The following is an 18,397-nucleotide window of genomic DNA, read 5'->3' as shown; positions in this document are numbered from 1 at the left end:
TAAATAACCAACATGAGCCAATTTTTAACCGGAAAAGATTTAGAAGACTGTGTTTACAATATTATTTGGGAGGCTGAAAAAACTTTATTAATTGTATCACCTTATGTTAAGCTTGATAATTACTTTAAAGAATTATTCGATCGTCATGAAGCCAATCCTAAACTCCATATTGTTCTCGTATTTGGAAAAAATGAAATGAATGTAAAAAGAAGCATGCGAGCTGAGGATTTTGAATTCTTTAAAAAGTTTCCAAACGTCAGCATAGTTTACGTTCCTAACCTACACGCAAAGTATTACGGTAATGAAAAAAAGGGAATTATAACTTCCATTAACCTTTATGATTATTCATTTAAGAACAACATCGAATTTGGGGTTTACTCTGAACAAAGTTTAATCAACAGATTATCTTCATCTACTTCAGATCTTGATGCCTGGAATAAGTGTACAGAAATTGCCTTCAATAATGAAGTAGTATTTGCCAAAAGACCGATCTATAAAAACAAGAAACTCTTGATCAATTTAGGAAAAGACTATGTGAAAAGTGAGGTTCTTCTTGATGCTACAGATAAGTTTTATGGTTCAGGAGAAAACATGGCAAAGTCTGAAAAAAAGTTGGGAGATTTCCCCGACAGCCTGGATTATGACGAGAAATTTTCCACAAGACCAGAACGCGACTGGACTGAGACAGCAACAAAGCAGGAACCTTCCAAACCGGTTGAGACGGTAACAAATACAACTAAAAATCAACAACACGTTGGATATTGTATTAGAACAGGAGAAGAGATAGAATTTAACCCGGAAAAGCCAATGTCCAATAAAGCCTTTAAAATGTGGAGCAAATACGGAGATAAGGATTATCAGGAGAAATTTTGTCATTATTCTGGAGAACCTTCTAATGGAGAAACAACTTTTGCTAAACCAATTTTGAGGAAGAATTGGAAGAAGGCGATGAAGAATTAAGCAATTTCCAATGTCCTACAAAGTAAGAAAAAGCTCCAGATATTATTAATTATAATATTTGGAGCTAAATTATATCTTGTATTATTCCCTACGAAAGCTCCTCCTCATCAAAATCACCAAACCAATCATGGAGTTTGTCTTTTGCGTATTGCTTCACTTCGCTGTCAATATAAACACCGACAGTAGCAACGGCCGCTAATAAAACACCTATGTCATCTGCGTATCCAACAGCAGGGGTGATATCAGGTATAGCATCTATTGGTGAAATAAAATAACCTAAGGCTCCAATTATTACCCCTTTAGCCCAAACAGGTGTATCCTTTTTTTGATAAGTATAATAAAGCGTTAATGCTGAATATACAACTTTAATACCTGCTTTTTTAAAAACAGTTTTTACCTTGTTCCAGAAACCTTCGTCAGAGAATTCCTTTCCGTATCCATTTTTTTCATTTTGATCAGACATAAAAAATTTGATTTTAAATTAAATTAATATTGAGTCATACATATTTTCTAAACCTAAAAATTATGTTAAAGCAAAAAAATCTCGTTTAGTAAACGTGCGGTATTTAAATGTTATCGTAATTGAAGATTCCTCCGTCGTCGGAATGACAAAGCTGATTTATTGATTTCCATTTAGGAAATCAATATAATTCTTCAATAAGCCTCTAATCTGTTCCGCCGCCACAGGGTTTGCAGAATGGACTTTGAATTTCAGTTTACGAAGATCCAAACCCGATTCATAGACCAATCATTTAGCTGCGGCATAACCATCGGGTGCCAATTCTCCATTTTCATCCAGCCCCAGGTCATTGTCGAAACTGATAAAATAGGGCAGGCCATTTTGCTCAATATATTTTACAAATTCAGCATAGCTCCTCACCACAACAAATGCAGCGGCTACAGATTTAGCATAGATCATGTCGGGAGACCGCAGGTCGTCTAGGAACAACTTTGACATAATAGCTTACTAAACATTATTCATTATACCCTATACATTAAACAATTATTTAAACCCCACCGCCTTCCGCACCGGACTCTTATACTGCTCTTCTTCGCTGATGTTGTAGATCTCTGCCAAAGTCATTTCTTTATCGGTCGTGTATTCTGAATTTTGTTCTTTGAATAGCATATTTGCTTTTTTGGGAGCCAGGGCTTTAAATTCATAAGCCGATTTTAAGCGGCCTTTTCTTTTAAGGGCAGGATCTATATTTTGAACATCGGTATTAAAAGTGGCAATGATCTGTATGCCCAAAGATTCTCCTAAAATACCGTCGGTAATATTCAGGATCATGGCCAGGTTCGAATTGCGTTGCCGGTCACGGGAGACAATCAATTCTTCGGCATCTTCAATAACGAGGATGGAGTTGGGATTGTCTATAAGGTACTTGGTCATGGCCACATTATCAAGGTTCTGCGCCATCTGCCCCGGCAGGAAGACTATTTCTTTTTGATGAGTCCGCACAGGTACCTTATGTAGGTGCTTTTACCTGTTCCGGGTTTGCCGTACAGCAGGTGAAGTCCGCTTTTGTTATCCTCCTGCAGGATCTTCAGCATCCTTTCATGAAAACCGGGAAAATCATGGTTGTAGCTTAGGTTTAGGTTGAGATCTGGCTTGGCAAAATTTATCTTTTTATTGTCCAGCCCATGGGGTTGCATGATGATGAGGTTGATTTCGGCTTTGTGCGGTTTTTCCTTTTTAAATGTTCTAATAAAATCTATTAACTCAAGCAGGAGAGAAGCATTCTCATTGTGGAAATACACGGTCACTTCGTCTGCATCCTGCTTAAGCATGATCTGCTGCTTCAGTATAAAAATTACATCAGCTTTATACTCCTCTTTTTCAAAGTTTCGCATAAAATGCTTTCCCAGAATTTCCTCTTTGAATTTTGCCTGGAATTCAGGATAAAACCTTTTAATATCGCATGCCGAAAAGCTGTAATAGCTGGGAACTTTTCCGAAGTAACCCAGGTACATCTTCGGTAAATGATAGAAGTTCATCAGGTGATTCACATGCTGCAGGTTGAAATCGGGTAAAAATTCAGGCTCGTTATTATTTCCGTAGTTCATTGCTATTAGTGTTTAAGATAATTCCGTCTCTACAACCTTCCGAAGTCCCCCTACATTCCCGCAGAATTTTAGCAGAGACGGATTATATTTTAAAAGAACCTGCTGTTCTTTGATACAAAGATGATGGGAAGCGACGCCAAAACATGATGCTCAAAAATGTCATTTATTAATACCTTTTTAGAGCCTGCTGTAATTGAGATTTGATTTCTTCCTTTAATTTTTTGGGTTTAAGCACCTTAACCTGGTCACCGTAAGAAAGAATTTCCATCCTAAAATCGTAAGTAGGCCTGATATAATACCTGAACCTCATCTCCCTGTCATTCTTTAACAACAACTCCTGGCTGTGATGCAACGGGAGGGATTGCACATATTGGCCTTCGCGGGGAGTGAAAGACAATAGCACTTCTTCAGCAGCTTCATTGGTGCCATTAATGATCCCAAAACTATCGCGGAATTCTTCGTGTACGTTGTAATCTATGGCCAAAAATTTATTTTCGGTAATGACCAGCTTCTTCATACGGTCAAGAGCAAAATTCTTGACCTGCTCTTCATCTTCAGCTATTAAATACCAGCGGTTTTTGGCTTCTTTTAGGGCAATGGGCTTCACACTCCGGCTGCTTACCGACTCATCCCAATACTTGTGGTAATCAAAATTCACAACGAGCTTGTTCTGGATGGCGTGGATTAATCCTGCCATATGTTCTGTACCCAAAGATTTCCGCTCCTCAAAAATGAGGATTTCAGCAAAACCTTTAGACAGGCGAATGGCATTAACGATCTCAAAATTCTCCCGGAGTCGGCGGGAATGCATGCCCTCTATGTCATCCTGTATAGAATATTTGTTGGTGCTTTTATCTGAAGCTATCGTAATATCATAAACCCTCTCAATATTTTTAATATCCCTTTGAAAGGTGCGGTGAGAGGTAAGTAGATTTTCTTCTAAGGCATCACGGGCCTTGCCTATCTCTCTTTGCACCTCTTCATAACTCATAGGTCTTATTCTCAAAACAGAAATGATCCTGTTGTACCGTCTAATGGTTTGGGCTAATGACATAATTCTAAGAACAAATTTTTGAAAAGAAAGATGCTACCTGTTCTTCAAATAAATCTACAGGATTGCGATGCCCCAGTAACGGATCAATCTTGATCTCCAGTTCATGATCCTGCAGGTGCCTGCCCAAAAAAGCCAATGTTTTCTGCGGATTCACAATCTCATCCCTGCCGCCAAGCAGAAGTTGCTTTGAAGCATTACCTCTGCGGAATTTTGCTTCCGGAAGCATAAGGCTCCACGGGTATTTCGACAAAGGCGGATTAAATAAGAGTGCCGGCCTGCCAATCCAGTTTGAAATAATGTATCCGTTCAAAGCTCCCATACTGCTCCCTATAATCACATTGAATTCAGTTTCAGGGTAGGGCTGAAGGATCTCGATTGGCTGAAGGTGTTTTTGGGGATAATTAATATCGGGTGCGTGAACCTTGCCATACCTCTCTAAAATGGCATTTTTAGCCTCGCTTAATTTGCTGTTCAATCCGTGTAGATAAAGAATGTTCATAGGTGTTAGCTTGTTTACTAATGTAAAGAAACATAGAGAAGGCGACAAAAAGTGTCGTGAGTAAATTTTTTTCTGAAAATCGAGCTATTTAGCCTCTGCTGAATTTTAAAATTTGTTAATTCCATTAACTTTTAAGAAAGCTTTTTTGATATATTTGGTCTGAAATAACAGAATAGGCCCTACCTATCCTTCTCATAATTACGCACATGCATAATCTAATGTTTGCCTCCTGTTACAGGAGGAACTTCTCGCGCATCTTCTTATTTCTAGGGCTCATTTTAATTGCCGGTTGTTCTAAAGATGATGATGAAATTACCGAACCTGAGGATTTGTTCTATAAAGATGCATTGACTTCTGCCAGCATGCAGCAATTGAATGGGGTATGGGCTATTTATGAAGTAGCATTTGAAGGTAAAACTGCAGGTGTGCCTGCAAATTATGAGGAATGCGGTCGGGATTTTTTTCAGTTTACCACCAATAATGTCTACCGCGATTACTTTCATATCTCCAGCTATGAATGCGAAAAAGAGGTGCAGAACCTGAGCTATGACCTGGAAAAGGGTGTGATCACGCTGCGTAATGACTGGGGCTCTTCCGAAGAAATGGTTATTACCCAGCTCACTGCCGATAAACTGGTGTTTAAGATGAAGGTGGAGATAGATGATGATCCCGAACTTGAGATAGTCAGTTTTATGGCGCATAAATATTCCCCGCCCAATGACATCGACCTGTATTCCTACACTTTTGGAAATGAACTTACCGACGAAAACCGGAACGAGATCAAATATACCTGGCAGGCCTATGACGGCTTCTATAAGTTTGACCGTTATGAGATCTATAGAAGTGCTGCGGGCTGTAGCAAAGCCAATGCCCAACTGGTAGCGACGATTAAAGACGGGACTCAAACTTCTTTTATAGATGTAGATCCGCCTGCATCTAAGGAGATATGTTATTACATCAGGATCTTTAATGAAAAAGGTTTGCTGGGGGAGAGTGGGTTGGTTGAATTTTTTACCGAAAACCTTAGACCTTCTCAGGTGAATTTTGTGAATGCCGAAGTGCAAAATGGGGAGGTGAAACTGGAGTGGGAGCCGTTTGAGGGGAATTATTTTTCCCATTACAAAATAGCCGTTCGCAACTACGACGGCGGTTCAGGTTATGCTTTTCAGGAGTATCCTGTAGGAATAATAGAAGACAGGGAGGTGACGAAATTTATAGACAAAACCCCTCCTCATCTTAAGGAGCCTGTATATGCCATTTATGCCTATGATATCTTCGGAAATGTGAGTGCAGATCCATATTCCAATAAAAATAAATGGGAGCTAAGCTGGTCGCATCCTGAAGTCTTGGATTTCGATAACCTAAAGTTTGCAACCCCTGCTCCAAATGCTTCCGAAATATATTTCTACGGAAGATCGGAGACCGGCCAGAGTCAACTAATCAAATACAACTACCGGGACCATGTAGTTACAGCCACCGCCAATAAACAACCCGAAGCAATGACCAGCATACATATGCAGGTACATAACAGCGAAACCGGGAATGAGCTGTTTTTTGCCCAGGGAAATGCACTTGCTGTATATGACGCCAGTAACCTTTCTTACAAGTATGAACTGAAGCTTGAGGGCATACCTTTCTTCTTTGATTTTGCGTATCTGGGCAATGGTATTTTCAGCTTTACTAATAGCACAGATATCTACACGTTTAAACGCACAAATGGTAGCATGGAATTAATTTCTCAAAAGTCTCACTTTACAACGCACTTCGGAAATACAGCTTACCACCTGCTGCCTCTCAAAAATGGCGAAATTCTGGTAGGGCATTACCAGGAGCCCAAAAGTTATAAATTTTCGATCGATGCCCAGGGCAAAATCTCTGATGGGCAGCTTGTGAATATTCCTATCACATCACGCTCACAGAAGACAACATTATACAGTCCCAATCAGAATTATGTGATCAACTTACTGGAAAACAAGCTTTTTTCCACAGTGAATTTTGATGTACAGGAAACATTTGAAATCCCATACTTTCCGTCAGGAATAAGCAGAGACGGGAATCTGATCCTGGGCTCCAATAATGATCCGCAGGAAAATATTTCAACCGAATCTATCCACGAAAAGAAAGCCAGGATCTATAACCTCACTACAAATAAAGTGACTACTGTAGAAACCAAGGGATATCCGCATTTAATCTTCGAGAACCACCTGGGGCAGATCATTAGTATCTCCTCCGGTTTCAAAAGAGAAGACCTTGAGAGTACCGCACCTAAACCAGATATTTTTGTCGAGATACTGGAATATTAGTGGTCAGTGATCGGTATTTAGTAATGAGAATTGAGTATTGAGTATTGTGTGAAGTGTCAAATTCCGATGGCACGGATTTGCAATCCGTGACGAGTCTTATAATTCAGTAATCAGTGGTCACCTGGAGCGAAAAAAGATCATCCTGGCGCGGGCTATTCTTAAAAAACCTGAACTCCTTACTCTCAAAGAACCTCTTGAGCTTTACAATAAAGAAGAGGCTACCAGGCTTATTGAGTTTTTAGCCGATAAAAAACACGGGTGGTCTATAGTTGTGGCCAGTAGAAATGAACTTTGGGAAAATGTATGTAGTAAAAAGATCATACTGGAAAACGGAAGGATCAAAGAAACAATAGAGTTAGAACATGCTTAATATATCAAAATATCCTGTAGGCAATGAGGTAGACCTTAAGAAGTTTGAAGCAGGAAAAAGGGCACTTCACAAAAGGCACTATAAATACTTCAATAGGTTTTTGTTAGCCGCTTTTATAGCCTTGTTGATCATCCTCTTTCTGCCCTGGACGCAAAATGTAAGTGGCAAGGGCTATGTCACCACTCTTATGCCCGAACATCGGCCTCAAACCATTCAATCCCCAATTCCGGGGAAGATTGAAAAATGGTATGTGCAGGAGGGGGAGTTCGTGCAAAAAGGAGATACAATTCTTCATATTTCCGAAGTAAAAGGGGAGTATTTTGATCCTTTACTGGTAGAAAGAACTGCTGAACAGCTAAACGCAAAATCGGGTTCTGTAGAGTCCTATTCCGAAAAAATTAAGGCGCTTTCCTCTCAAATTAATGCGCTGGGAAATGAAAGGGAGTTAAAAAAGCAGCAGGCTTTAAACAAACTGCGACAGGCCCGGCTAAAGCTGGAAAGTGACAGTATAGATCTTGAAGCTGTAAGGGCTAACCTCGATATTGCGCAGGCTCAGTTTGAGCGAACCCAACAGCTACAGCAGGAAGGGCTTAAAGCACTGCCCGATGTTGAGGAAAAAAGGCAAAAGTTGCAGGACTCCCGGGCGAAACTAATTTCCCAGGAAAATAAACTGCTGGCGAGCAGGAATGAAGTTATCAATGCCGAACTTGAAATTAACAGGATAGCTGCCGAATACAGTGATAAGGTTTCTAAGGCGCAAAGTGATTTGCATACGGCGCGTTCCAACCAGTATGATGCTGCGGCCCAGGTGAGCAAGCTCCAAAATGACTATAGCAATTACTCTATTCGCAACCAGATGTACTATGTGCTGGCCCCTCAAAAAGGTAATATTAATAAGGTCTTAAAAGCAGGTTTGGGGGAAACTTTTAAGGAAGGAGAGAGGTTGGTGGAGATTATGCCGGCCGATTTTGATTTGGCGGTAGAGACTTATGTGAAGCCGCTTGATGTGCCTCTAATGCACGAGGGTGAGAAGGTAAGGGTGCAATTTGAAGGCTGGCCTTCAATAGTGTTTAGCGGTTGGGAAAACCTTTCCTACGGAACTTATGGGGCAAAGATCGTTGCCGTAGATAATTTTATAAGTCAGAATGGAAAGTACCGTGTTCTGTTGGCACCAGATCCCGAAGATGAGCCCTGGCCTAGAGGGGTGAGAATTGGTTCGGGGGTAACAACCCTGGCCCTGCTTGATGAGGTGCCTATCTGGTATGAAATATGGAGAAACCTTAACGGCTTTCCACCAGATTATTACCAGCCTGAAGTAGTTGTTGAAAACCAGGAAAAGCAGAAGTGATGAGATTTATTTTGGCCATTGTATTATTCCTGCAGGTTTTTGTTTTAAGGGCACAGGAAACCACAACCCAGGTTTTGAGCTATCCAGAATTTTTAGCTTATGTGAAGCAGTATCATCCTATGGTGAGACAGGCAAACCTTCAGCTTGAAATGGGCGAAGCCGAACTTTTAAAAGCAAGAGGTGCTTTTGACCCCAAGCTGGAAGTAGACTACAGCCGCAAGGAATTTAAAGGCACCGAATATTATGATCTCTTAAATTCCACTTTTAAAATTCCCACCTGGTATGGCGTAGAATTAAAGGCCGGCTTTGAGCAAAATGAAGGTGTATAAACAGAAGCAGAACAAAACCTCATGATAGCCGAAGTACTTTTTGAAGCTTCCGTGGCATATCTCAATTGGGCAAGGCTCCAAAAAGAACTTGAAGTATACCAGGAATTTGTGGCCAACGCCCGGCAAAGATCAGATGGTATTGGGAAAAGTGCTGCCTTTGGTGAGATCGCAGCTATAGATACTGTTGAAGCAGGTATTGCGCTTAAGGAACGCCTGCTTCAGTTAGAGCAGACAAAGGTTAAACTGCTAAAACAAAAGCTTGAAATTTCCACATTTCTTTGGCTCGACAATAATGTGCCGGTAGAATTACAGCCTGGAACTGTACCTGAAGTTGACTTCTTACATGACCAAGTTCTTGAAGTGCAAACAGAAAAAGGTGTGAAAAATGCCATTTTTGAAGGGCATCCAAAATTAAGGGCCCTGGAGGCAAAACTGAAAGCACTAAGAGTAGAGCGACGTTTGAAGGTTAACAACCTTTTGCCAAAAATAGATTTGGAATATAACTTCATTACCCCGGAACCTGAACTCATTGATAATTTTGATACTTCAAACTATAAAGCCGGTTTAAATATAAGTTTTCCACTTTTTCTTCGGAAGGAGTGCGGCGAGCTGAAGTTGGCTGAATACAAAATTGAAGATGCTTCCCTTGAACTGGAATTGAACCGCCGGCAAATAGAAAATAAGGTCGACGGATTAACGCAGGAGCTGGATTCTTATGTAGAGCAAATAAGGTTAACTTCAGAAATGGTAGAAAACTATGAGCGACTGTTAAAAGCCGAAGAGCGAAAATTCAGTTTTGGAGAAAGTTCCCTTTTTCTGATCAATTCAAGGGAGACAAAGCTAATACAAGCCCGTTTAAAACAAACTGAGCTCTTTACAAAGTTTCTAACCACCAGGGCTGAACTATATCGCAGCCTTGGGGTAATACCGGATGTGGAAGCAGAAATTCAGCAATAAAAAAAACGGAATCTGGAAAATCATAACAGTGACTTTCCGGATTCCGTTTTAGTTTTTCAAGAGTCAGGTGCAATGCTCTGAATGCAATCAATATAATTGCGCCCCTGAATCTTAAAATTTATTCAACTCGTACCTTAATCCTAAACTAAACCAACGTGTAGGCATAGGTACAGCGCCTGCTTCGGTATATTCAGCATCAAAAAGATTAGTTACCTCTGTAAAGAAGAGAAGCTTTTGCCAGTTGTAATTCACCCGTATATCTGTAACGTTATAAGCATTAGCGAGTTCCCGCTGTAGCCATCGGTTTTCTAACTGTAGGGACAGGTTGTCAATACCGTAGGAAATTCCTGCAATAAATTGATGTTTTAGAGACTCCAGGATATATTTTGACTGGATCCCTTCTGAACTTATAATGCTTGGATCCAGATAATTATAACTTAATCGGTACCTCAAAGACTGGTTGTTTTTCAGGTAAAAATTCTGCTGAATCCTGGCATATATGCCTTGCGTGGTGTTATCGCCAAAGTTAACGGGAGAATAAGGCTCTGAAGCATCTTCTCTCACCCAGTCTATGAAATCGGTTATTTCGCGGTAGAAATATCCCACCTGGAAGTTAAGGGCATTTTTCTGGTAAGTGATGTTACCTTCGTAGTTCCAGGCATCTTCGGGCTGCAGCAGTTCATTTCCAATATTTCCCGGGCGCTGGTCCAGGTATAGATCTGTGAAGGACGGGATTCTTTGGCCCGATCCAATGCTGGTAGAAAGGGTCCAACGTTCATTGATTTCATAAGCCAGGTCTAAGCCCGGATATACCTGCCAGCCAAATACGGAATTGTAATTGGCATAAACTCCTGCCGATCCTGTTAATCTTTCGCCCACCTGGCTCCTTAATTCGGTATAAAATCCATGGTTATCGCGTTCATGTTCCCCAATATTTGAACTATTGATGGTTTCCAGGCGGGATTCCCAGCCAAAACCTAAAGTTCCTATATTGGTGTGAAGGCTGCTGTTGAGTTCGAGCATTAGGGCATTGGTGTAATGTATGGAGCGGCCTTTGCTCAAATCATCTTTAAAGTACCTGTAATCATCTTCACCATAGCGGTTGCTTATTCGGGGTGAGATCATAAAGTTGCCCCACTGGTGCCTTGAAGAAAGGCTGAAAATAGACGATTTTACAAGCTCTTCCGAATTACGGTCACCGGGGGCGGCGTAAAAGCCATTGGCGCCAAATTGGCTGTCTGCATACCCCGCCATAGCCTGCAGTTTGTTGTTAATATCAAGGTCAATTTCACCGTTATAAAAAAGTCGGGTGTTTTTTGAAGCCGAATTATAACGCAGCCCATTGTAGTTGGTCTGGGCCAGGGATAAAAGGTGGCTTTGATTTTCATTTCCGAAGTTAGCGGTAACTTCTGCACGCCCCCTGGCATAAATACCAGATCCGTCGCCTTCTTCTTTTTGTTTAAAAGAGCTTCCCGCCTGTGCAATAGCAGTGATCGAGGAATGGCGTTCTTTTTTGGTGACAATATTAATGGCTCCCGTGAGGGCATTGATCCCGAAAACCCTTGCTGCCGGACCTCTAAGCACCTCAATGTGGTCTATTGCACTTAGCGGAATAGGGATATTCATCATGTTGTGGGCAGTTTGCGCATCAATCATTTTTACGCCATTGATAAGCAGTATGGTTTGTTCGGAAGTGCCGCCGTCAATAGAAATGTCGGTTTGGGTACCGAAAGGACCGCGCTGCCTTACGTCAACTCCGCTGATGTAAGACAAAACTTCATTGATAGATTTTGCAGGAAGCATTTTAATTTGTTCCTGGGTGACCACCTGTATATCCCGTGCGGACTGGCTGAAAGGAATCCTGATCCTGTTCCCGTGAATCACTACTTCCTTTAGCTCATTTTGTGGGTTTTCCTGATTCTCGTGTTCAGGAGATGTCTCCTGTTGTTGTGCAAATACAGGGAGGCTGCATAAGAGACTCACTGTAAAAATTATTTTTTTCATTTAATAATATTCAATTGGGGTACAAAGATTAAGGTTTAAGGGGTAACTTTGCTAGTCCGATTTAAAAATAATGAGTAGTCCGGTTAACATTGCTTTTCGTTCCTTTGTCAAAATAGATCGCAGTAAGAAAGATCCGGTCTATTTGCAAATAGTGTATCAGTTTATTAATGCGGTTAAAACAAACCTTCTGGAAGATGGCGATCAACTTCCCGGAAGCAGGAAAATCGCAGAAGACCTGCAAGTTCACAGAAAAACAATTATGGCCTCCCTGGTGGAGCTGCAAGAGCAGGGATGGATAAATAGCATTCCCAACATAGGTACTTTTGTAAAAAATGCGGAGCTATCTTCGGTGGCGGCCATCGGTTCCGGAGCTTTTAGGTCTCCCCCCGAAAAGGCAGCCTTTACTTTCAGGAAAGAATTTATTCTGGATACTCCCTTCTTGGAGCATCGTGAAGATCTTTATTTCACCGATGGTACACCCGATTATGGGATCATCAAAGGGGAAGAATTGGCTCGTTTTTTCGCCTCGGTCCTTAAAAGGGCCAATTGGTTCAATGAATTGCAGCAGGCAACCGGAGGAAATATGTTTTTTAGGGACCAGCTAAGTTATTACCTGAATATCACCAGGGGGTTTCATCTTTCCAGAAAATTTTTGTTGCCTATTTCGGGAAGAGAGCAGGTCTTTTCCATCTTATCGCAGTTACTTATAAAAACCGGGGATATTATTTTGGTGGAGAACCTGAGTTATTTTCTGCCCAATATGATTTTTGGTCAGGCAGGTGCACAGCTAAGGACGATTCCTGTGGATGAGGACGGGATGAGGGTTGATTTTATCAGGGAGCACTTTAAGGCCGGTGAGATTAGGGCCGTTTACCTCAACCCTCGTTGCCAATACCCCACTACAGTTCCTCTTTCTGAAGAGCGAAAGAAAACTTTACTCCAATTAGCGGCACAATACAACTTTATTGTGATTGAAGATGATGACGACTTTGAATTTTCCCTCCCAAAAGACAGGTCGGCATCACTCTATAGAAAGGACGGGGGAAACAGGGTCATCTATATCGGAGCTTTTGGAAGGTTCCTCACCCCCGGATTTCAAATGCATTTTTTAATCGCCCCAGAAGACTTTTTGGAAGAAGGAAAAAAGTATCTTAATATTTTTGGCAGGCCCAATTTCTTAATGGAAAAGACACTAGGAGATATTATTCATCAAGGGGATGTACATCGGTATCAAAGGAAATTTCACAGCGTAATTAGTGAAAGAAAAAAAATCTTTGCCCAATTACTCCATACCCAACTTAAAAGCGAAATTACATTTAGTGTACCTTTATCCGGCCTGGCTTTCTGGATCAAGTTTAATCGATCATTCTCATTGAATCATCTTCAAAAAAGAGCAAGAAAAAAGGGGCTCTTGATTCCGGGTATATGTCTTTATCAAAATCAAAATCTTATTGCTTTAAGATTGGGATTTGGCCATCTCAGCAAAAATGAAATGGGAGAAGCTGTAAGATTACTTGCTGAAGCATATTGAGAATTGGTTTCTGAGGCTTCGTTGCAAGGATGAAGGAATAATTGGAAGTTTTAAAAGGCCAGCACCTTCCCCTAATGATCTGAGAAGTAAGAGGACGACTTGCGAAGCACTGTTGTATATCTCAACTCCAGTATTAATGGGCTACCATTATGGGAGCTTAATAATTGTGCGGCAAATTTCACGATAACCGATATCTTAATTAATAAAAGTGCGGCAAATTATGGCTTACTTTTTAGATTGACATAACTTCTGAAATACCTGATTTAATCACTCTTTTGTATTAGTTTAGTAGTACATTAATATTAGTTTTGTATTAGTTTAGTAATACATTTATAGTTTAGTTGTATTTTTGTGCCTATATTAGGTTGGTATAAGTATTGTTATACTATATCTAAAAAAGAAAGGTTTAGTTATGGGTCATTCAATTTCAATTTTCTTCGGTAATCTTTCTGACGCTTTGAACGGTGCGTTTAAGCCTGAGAAGAGCAAGGAGTACAACGAGATCTGGCATGAAATAATGGAGCCTCAAAATGAAAAAGAAAATCTTCGCAAAGACTTTAATACCATTTTAAAGGACACGAAAAAGGCTCAAAAAAAATTAGAAGAGGAATTCCACAATGGCTAAACAGAGGCGTAGGGCTCATCTTCAAAAGGGCCATAATGGCGAACATCAAGGCCATATAGAAGAAACCTTTGACGATAGTTTACTCCCAGATGCAGCTGAAATTAAAAGGCTGCAGCAAATAGATCCAAATATGATTACTTGGCTCAAGGAACGAGCTGAAAAGGAACAGGAATTTAGGCACGAATTCACCCGTGAAAAGCTTGGTATGATTAAAAGTACTGAGAAGGGGGAGCGTAGAGTCAACTACTTAGGGTTAATTTGCTCTTTTCTGCTTTTGGGAGGTGGTATGTTTATTTCCTATTTATTAATCACTGGAGGCTTTGAGATTATAGGTTCTATATTCTCAGGTACAACTTTAGTGGCTATTGCTTCGATATACATGCGAAAAGTTAGGAGTAGCAATCGCAGATAAAATGCTCCTATTAAAAAATTCCAACCCCTTTTAGAAGGGTTTTTTATGTCTTGAACTTTTTCTGAAATTCAGAGGGAGAGATTGCGAGTCTTAATAATCTCCGTCAAACAAAGCAGTATTAGTTCTGGTAGTATTTGGGGCACATAGAGGTTCATTTCTGCAATGCGCACGATTTACTTAATTATTGTCAGGAATATTTTTTAATAAAAAGTTGGAATAATATTTTTTTATTATTAGAAGAAGCATTTTATTTGGAGAAATAAAATTCCCCCGAAAAATGGAACGAAAATTTCACACATTAGAACAATCCAAAGAACTTATAGCTCCGATCTATGAAGAAGTTGTTGACTGCATTAGAAATAGCTTTGCCGATTTTATCACCTTCAAAAATGTTTTTGATGAAAAAGCGGGCTTTGTTGAATTTCAAAAAAGAACCAAGGCTTGTATTATTCACGATTTAATTAAAGGTAAAATAACAAATTCTTTTTCTACGAATCCTACTGTTACGATCGGTACCTTTAATAAAGTATTCGGGATAGTTTTAAATGATGATTTGTTTCTTCGGTTCAAGAAAATGGACAAGGATTACAAAGTATCCTCTTTGAAAACTAAACAGCATAAAAAATTTATGAATCAACATCAAATAGAAGGTTTTCCGGAAACTCCAACTTTTCTTTTTGCGGGTTATATACCTAATGCAACCTGGACAGATTTGGATGGTATTTATCTCGCCTGCTGGAATGGAGACATTCTTGAGTGGTATGATGAGGCAGGGAATTATTCTTATGAACAGTCTAATTTTGATTTTCAGACAAATGCTGATACTGATCTTTTCGAGGTGAAAGGGGACAAGCTAACTCTTAAGGAGGGGCTTAAAAAGAAAAAGGAAACAGGAACAAATTAAACTTAAATAAGTGGAAATCAATAGAGAGATAATTAAGCTGGCTCGCCAAGCAAGGGGGTTCAGTCAAAAAGATTTGGCCTCTATGTTACAAATAAAGCAAGGAACTTATTCTAAAATTGAAAATGAGTTTCTTTCTGTAGACGAGGCTCTAATTGAAGGTCTGTCTAATGCTCTTCAATATCCTAAAGAATTTTTTTATCAGAAAAAGGAAGTTCATTTAGTGAAGGGGCATTACAGACGCAAGCTTTCTTTGCCACAAAAGGAAGTCGTAAAGTACCAATCCATAATGACTATAGTGGAATGGAATATTGAAAAAATGATGGAGGCTCTAGATCTTCCAGCAGCTGAATTACCAAGATGGGACTGTATAAAAGATGGTGAGCCAGATCTTTGTGCCCAATTTCTTCGGGAATTTTGGAAGTTGCCCAAAGGAAGAATTCCAAATATTACGAATCTAATTGAAAATAAGGGGGTAATAGTCATTCCTATAGATTTAGGACCTATAGATGCATTCAGCGCTTTTTCAGATGAAGGTTTGCCGTTGATATTTGTACATAGGAGTTTAAAAGGGGATAGATACCGCTTCAATCTTGCTCATGAATTAGGGCACTTGATTATGCATTTCGGACAAAAAGTTGCAGAGGACCGAGATATTGAAGAAGAGGCTCATCTTTTTGCAAGTGAGTTCTTGGTTCCAGGCGCGGAAATAAAACCATATTTAAATAATTTAAGTCTTGAGAAATTGGCCGATTTAAAAAGATACTGGCTCGTTTCCATGCAATCTTTAATTGTCAAGGCTTATAAACATCTTGGGGTGCTTTCTAAAAGTCAATATCATTATTTGTTCAAGAAGATGAGTATTAAAGGTTATAGGAAAAATGAACCAATTTTTATTCCTATTGAAAAGCCAGATTTGTTGCCGAGTATGATTCGTCTTCATATTGATGAACTGGAGTACTCGGATAATGAATTGGCAGAAATGCTTAATTTAAGACAAGAGGAATTTAAAAAATATTATCTCAACCTGAAGACCGAATTAAAAATAGCTTAGGATTGAATCTTTTGCGGATCTTTAGAAATGTTTTTATCTTAATTCTTCACTATGGTCAATTCTGTTTGCGCTTTGTAAAGCGTCTTTAACTACTTCAATTAAACATGTTGTGGATTTGCAGACCTTGATAACCATCAAGTAAGAATCAAAATAAGCAGCCTCGTTACTATCCGGGGCTGTTTCCGTTAATTTGATGATTGTTTTCTCGAGTTGTTCTTTTGCTTCTAGACATTGTTTTTAGTAGATCCTAGAAATTATGATTGCCCTTCCCCTTGCTCCATGGAAACTGCGTTCCGCATTAGGCTCTGTTATGTTCGAGCCTGATTAGAGGGATAAACTTTCCGCAGTAGTTTTTCGAAAGTAGTGCCGGCATTGTATGCATTTAAACCCATATGATATAGTTTAGTGTTGCGGGTAATTGTAAGACTTCTATATATTAAAGAATGTCAACGAAATTGTTAATTCTAAAAAAGAAGCCCCGTAAACATTACTGTTTCGGGGCTATTTAGTGGAGTCGGAGGCAACACTAAGACGCAAAACCTCATCTTTTCTAAACGCCCTAATTTCCTGTAAAGTTATTTATAAATTCAGTATTTATAAGGGTTTAAAGGTAATTAACTTTTTATTAAAGTTTTTAATCCTTTGCAAATAATTGCAGTTTACCGTACAACTACCGTACAAATTTAATAGATTTGTATTGTTCAAATTATTACAAGTATGGCTACTGTTAATTTTCTTTACCGATCTACACGGGAAAAAGCACCTTTAAACTTACGTTTACTATTTCGCCACAATGACAAAGATTTTGCTATTGGAGGCAAAACCAAATTAGATGTTACACGGGATTACTGGAACAACCACCACAGCAAACAGCGTTTAAAAGATATTGAAGTTAAGAACCTGCAAACTGAAGTAAACAACAAGTTAGCAGCGTTAGAAAACCACATTTTAAAAGCCTTTAATTCTACTCAACCGGGAAAGGTTACTAAAGACTGGTTAAAAACCACAATAGAGAATTATTACAACCCACCACAGACTAAAAAAATTCCAACTGATCTTGTTAGTTACATTGATTACTATTTAGAGTACCGTAAAAATGAAATAACCGAAGCAAACAGGAAAAAAGTAAAGGTTACCAAAAACAAAATGTTACGGTTACAAAAGGAACTGGGAAAGCTTATCTTAATCAATGAAATAAATGAAGACTTTAAAAAAGCGTATGTAGATTTTAGTAATAAAAATGCCTATTCTCAAAATACACAACACCGGGAATTTGTACTAATAAAAACGATCTGTTTCCACGCCCGGTATTTAGGAGTAAAAACACACCACCAACTTGACGGTATAACTTTACAGCGCGAAGAGGCGAACCACATTTACTTAACCCTTGAGGAACTGGAAAAGGTTAAAAAAGCTGATCTTAAACACGATTATTTAGACAATGCGCGCGACTGGCTTTTAATTAGCTGTTACACCGGGCAAAGGGTTTCCGATTTTATGAGGTTTAAACCTGAAATGATAAGAACCGAAAACGGCAAACCTTTATTAGAGTTTAGACAAAAGAAGACCAAAAAAGAAATGTCTATTCCTGTTGTTAAGGAGGTAAGGGAAATTTTAGCAAAAAGGAACGGCAAGTTTCCACGCCCTATTTCCGATCAACGTTATAACGATTACATAAAAGAAGTTTGCGAAGAGGCAAAGATCAAAGATGAGGTTAAGGGCAAAAGGCGCGTTTCAATAGCACCAAAAGGCGTTAAACCAACTAAAAACGATTACCGGGATATTGAAGACACTTTTCAAAAATGGGAATTAGTATCTTCTCACATTGGCAGGCGTTCATTTGCGACTAACTTTTACGGCAAAGTACCTACAACCTATCTAATAAACATAACGGGGCACGGGAGCGAAAAAATGTTTCTCAACTACATTAAGAAAAGCAACAAAGATTTAGCTCTTGACGCCTTTAATTACTTTGAATAAAAA

18 protein-coding genes are annotated in these 18,397 nt (G+C 39.4%); 11 read left to right on the top strand and 7 right to left on the bottom strand.

The window, feature by feature from the left end; translation table 11 throughout:
- Positions 1 to 12 precede the first annotated feature (12 nt).
- Positions 13 to 960, top strand: coding sequence for a phospholipase D family protein (locus VS868_RS03345; RefSeq protein WP_345599187.1), 948 nt, complete (start codon positions 13 to 15; stop codon positions 958 to 960).
- Between the two features lie 88 nt (positions 961 to 1,048).
- Here VS868_RS03345 and VS868_RS03340 read toward each other — a convergent pair whose 3' ends face one another.
- The 6 genes from VS868_RS03340 to VS868_RS03315 form a co-directional block, all read right to left on the bottom strand.
- Positions 1,049 to 1,423: a YkvA family protein gene (locus VS868_RS03340; protein WP_345599186.1), complete on the bottom strand. Its 375-nt coding sequence runs from the start codon at positions 1,421 to 1,423 to the stop codon at positions 1,049 to 1,051.
- Positions 1,424 to 1,708: 285 nt separating this feature from the next.
- Entirely contained in the window at positions 1,709 to 1,918 is a 210-nt protein-coding gene (locus VS868_RS03335) for a cyclic-phosphate processing receiver domain-containing protein (protein ID WP_345599185.1), read from the bottom strand.
- Between the two features lie 45 nt (positions 1,919 to 1,963).
- On the bottom strand, positions 1,964 to 2,422 hold the full coding sequence (locus tag VS868_RS03330; protein WP_345599184.1) for an AAA family ATPase: 459 nt from the start codon (positions 2,420 to 2,422) through the stop codon (positions 1,964 to 1,966).
- Positions 2,398 to 3,027 carry a hypothetical protein gene (locus VS868_RS03325; RefSeq protein WP_345599183.1) on the bottom strand — a complete coding sequence of 210 codons (630 nt, stop codon included), beginning with the start codon at positions 3,025 to 3,027 and terminating at the stop codon, positions 2,398 to 2,400. The genes VS868_RS03330 and VS868_RS03325 overlap by 25 nt, the downstream gene beginning before the upstream one ends.
- 166 nt (positions 3,028 to 3,193) lie before the next feature.
- The gene (locus VS868_RS03320) at positions 3,194 to 4,081 is read right to left on the bottom strand and encodes a WYL domain-containing protein (protein WP_345599182.1); all 888 of its coding nucleotides are present in this window, start codon (positions 4,079 to 4,081) and stop codon (positions 3,194 to 3,196) included.
- A 4-nt stretch (positions 4,082 to 4,085) separates the two neighbouring features.
- The gene (locus VS868_RS03315; protein WP_345599181.1) at positions 4,086 to 4,580 is read right to left on the bottom strand and encodes a YqiA/YcfP family alpha/beta fold hydrolase; all 495 of its coding nucleotides are present in this window, start codon (positions 4,578 to 4,580) and stop codon (positions 4,086 to 4,088) included.
- Positions 4,581 to 4,786: 206 nt separating this feature from the next.
- Between VS868_RS03315 and VS868_RS03310 the strand changes: the two genes are divergently transcribed.
- The 4 genes from VS868_RS03310 (at position 4,787) to VS868_RS03295 (ending at position 9,887) form a co-directional block, all read left to right on the top strand.
- Positions 4,787 to 6,883, top strand: a complete 2,097-nt coding sequence (locus VS868_RS03310; RefSeq protein WP_345599180.1) for a lipocalin family protein — start codon at positions 4,787 to 4,789, stop codon at positions 6,881 to 6,883.
- 362 nt (positions 6,884 to 7,245) lie between these two features.
- Positions 7,246 to 8,601 carry an HlyD family efflux transporter periplasmic adaptor subunit gene (locus tag VS868_RS03305; RefSeq protein ID WP_345599179.1) on the top strand — a complete coding sequence of 452 codons (1,356 nt, stop codon included), beginning with the start codon at positions 7,246 to 7,248 and terminating at the stop codon, positions 8,599 to 8,601.
- Entirely contained in the window at positions 8,601 to 8,930 is a 330-nt protein-coding gene (locus tag VS868_RS03300) for a hypothetical protein (protein WP_345599178.1), read from the top strand. Before VS868_RS03305 ends, VS868_RS03300 begins: the two co-directional genes overlap by 1 nt.
- Positions 8,931 to 8,951: 21 nt before the next feature.
- Positions 8,952 to 9,887 (top strand): TolC family protein, encoded by a 936-nt coding sequence (locus VS868_RS03295; RefSeq protein WP_345599177.1) that lies wholly within the window; start codon positions 8,952 to 8,954, stop codon positions 9,885 to 9,887.
- Positions 9,888 to 9,998: 111 nt separating this feature from the next.
- On the opposite strand, the gene VS868_RS03290 is transcribed toward VS868_RS03295, so the two are convergent.
- On the bottom strand, positions 9,999 to 11,891 hold the full coding sequence (locus VS868_RS03290; protein WP_345599176.1) for a TonB-dependent receptor: 1,893 nt from the start codon (positions 11,889 to 11,891) through the stop codon (positions 9,999 to 10,001).
- A gap of 70 nt (positions 11,892 to 11,961) precedes the next feature.
- On the opposite strand from VS868_RS03290, the gene VS868_RS03285 reads away from it, so the two are divergent.
- The 6 genes from VS868_RS03285 to VS868_RS03260 all read left to right on the top strand — a co-directional run bounded on the left by VS868_RS03285 (position 11,962) and on the right by VS868_RS03260 (position 18,394).
- The gene (locus tag VS868_RS03285; RefSeq protein ID WP_345599175.1) at positions 11,962 to 13,422 is read left to right on the top strand and encodes a PLP-dependent aminotransferase family protein; all 1,461 of its coding nucleotides are present in this window, start codon (positions 11,962 to 11,964) and stop codon (positions 13,420 to 13,422) included.
- 412 nt (positions 13,423 to 13,834) lie between these two features.
- Positions 13,835 to 14,047 carry a hypothetical protein gene (locus tag VS868_RS03280; protein WP_345599174.1) on the top strand — a complete coding sequence of 71 codons (213 nt, stop codon included), beginning with the start codon at positions 13,835 to 13,837 and terminating at the stop codon, positions 14,045 to 14,047.
- Positions 14,040 to 14,459 carry a hypothetical protein gene (locus tag VS868_RS03275; RefSeq protein WP_345599173.1) on the top strand — a complete coding sequence of 140 codons (420 nt, stop codon included), beginning with the start codon at positions 14,040 to 14,042 and terminating at the stop codon, positions 14,457 to 14,459. The genes VS868_RS03280 and VS868_RS03275 overlap by 8 nt, the downstream gene beginning before the upstream one ends.
- A 277-nt stretch (positions 14,460 to 14,736) precedes the next feature.
- A complete protein-coding gene (locus VS868_RS03270) occupies positions 14,737 to 15,363 on the top strand; it encodes a hypothetical protein (RefSeq protein ID WP_345599172.1) in 627 nt (208 codons plus the stop codon).
- Between the two features lie 10 nt (positions 15,364 to 15,373).
- Positions 15,374 to 16,414, top strand: a complete 1,041-nt coding sequence (locus VS868_RS03265) for an XRE family transcriptional regulator (RefSeq protein WP_345599171.1) — start codon at positions 15,374 to 15,376, stop codon at positions 16,412 to 16,414.
- Positions 16,415 to 17,131: 717 nt separating this feature from the next.
- A complete protein-coding gene (locus tag VS868_RS03260; RefSeq protein WP_345599170.1) occupies positions 17,132 to 18,394 on the top strand; it encodes a tyrosine-type recombinase/integrase in 1,263 nt (420 codons plus the stop codon).
- The last annotated feature ends 3 nt before the right edge of the window (positions 18,395 to 18,397 follow it).

It is taken from the genome of Salinimicrobium sp. 3283s, assembly GCF_039602225.1.
GTDB lineage: Bacteria > Bacteroidota > Bacteroidia > Flavobacteriales > Flavobacteriaceae > Salinimicrobium > Salinimicrobium profundisediminis.
The sequence above is the reverse complement of the archived record's forward strand: the minus strand, read 5'-3'. Positions and strand labels throughout refer to the sequence as shown.

Bases quoted from the DNA above. Each gene is read 5' to 3' on its own strand.
- VS868_RS03345 (WP_345599187.1), top strand. From the start codon at position 13: ATGAGCCAATTTTTAACCGGAAAAGATTTAGAAGACTGTGTTTACAAT.
- VS868_RS03340 (WP_345599186.1), bottom strand. From the start codon at position 1,423: ATGTCTGATCAAAATGAAAAAAATGGATACGGAAAGGAATTCTCTGAC.
- VS868_RS03335 (WP_345599185.1), bottom strand. From the start codon at position 1,918: ATGTCAAAGTTGTTCCTAGACGACCTGCGGTCTCCCGACATGATCTAT.
- VS868_RS03325 (WP_345599183.1), bottom strand. From the start codon at position 3,027: ATGAACTACGGAAATAATAACGAGCCTGAATTTTTACCCGATTTCAAC.
- VS868_RS03320 (WP_345599182.1), bottom strand. From the start codon at position 4,081: ATGTCATTAGCCCAAACCATTAGACGGTACAACAGGATCATTTCTGTT.
- VS868_RS03315 (WP_345599181.1), bottom strand. From the start codon at position 4,580: ATGAACATTCTTTATCTACACGGATTGAACAGCAAATTAAGCGAGGCT.
- VS868_RS03310 (WP_345599180.1), top strand. From the start codon at position 4,787: ATGCATAATCTAATGTTTGCCTCCTGTTACAGGAGGAACTTCTCGCGC.
- VS868_RS03305 (WP_345599179.1), top strand. From the start codon at position 7,246: ATGCTTAATATATCAAAATATCCTGTAGGCAATGAGGTAGACCTTAAG.
- VS868_RS03300 (WP_345599178.1), top strand. From the start codon at position 8,601: ATGAGATTTATTTTGGCCATTGTATTATTCCTGCAGGTTTTTGTTTTA.
- VS868_RS03295 (WP_345599177.1), top strand. From the start codon at position 8,952: ATGATAGCCGAAGTACTTTTTGAAGCTTCCGTGGCATATCTCAATTGG.
- VS868_RS03290 (WP_345599176.1), bottom strand. From the start codon at position 11,891: ATGAAAAAAATAATTTTTACAGTGAGTCTCTTATGCAGCCTCCCTGTA.
- VS868_RS03285 (WP_345599175.1), top strand. From the start codon at position 11,962: ATGAGTAGTCCGGTTAACATTGCTTTTCGTTCCTTTGTCAAAATAGAT.
- VS868_RS03280 (WP_345599174.1), top strand. From the start codon at position 13,835: ATGGGTCATTCAATTTCAATTTTCTTCGGTAATCTTTCTGACGCTTTG.
- VS868_RS03275 (WP_345599173.1), top strand. From the start codon at position 14,040: ATGGCTAAACAGAGGCGTAGGGCTCATCTTCAAAAGGGCCATAATGGC.
- VS868_RS03270 (WP_345599172.1), top strand. From the start codon at position 14,737: ATGGAACGAAAATTTCACACATTAGAACAATCCAAAGAACTTATAGCT.
- VS868_RS03260 (WP_345599170.1), top strand. From the start codon at position 17,132: ATGGCTACTGTTAATTTTCTTTACCGATCTACACGGGAAAAAGCACCT.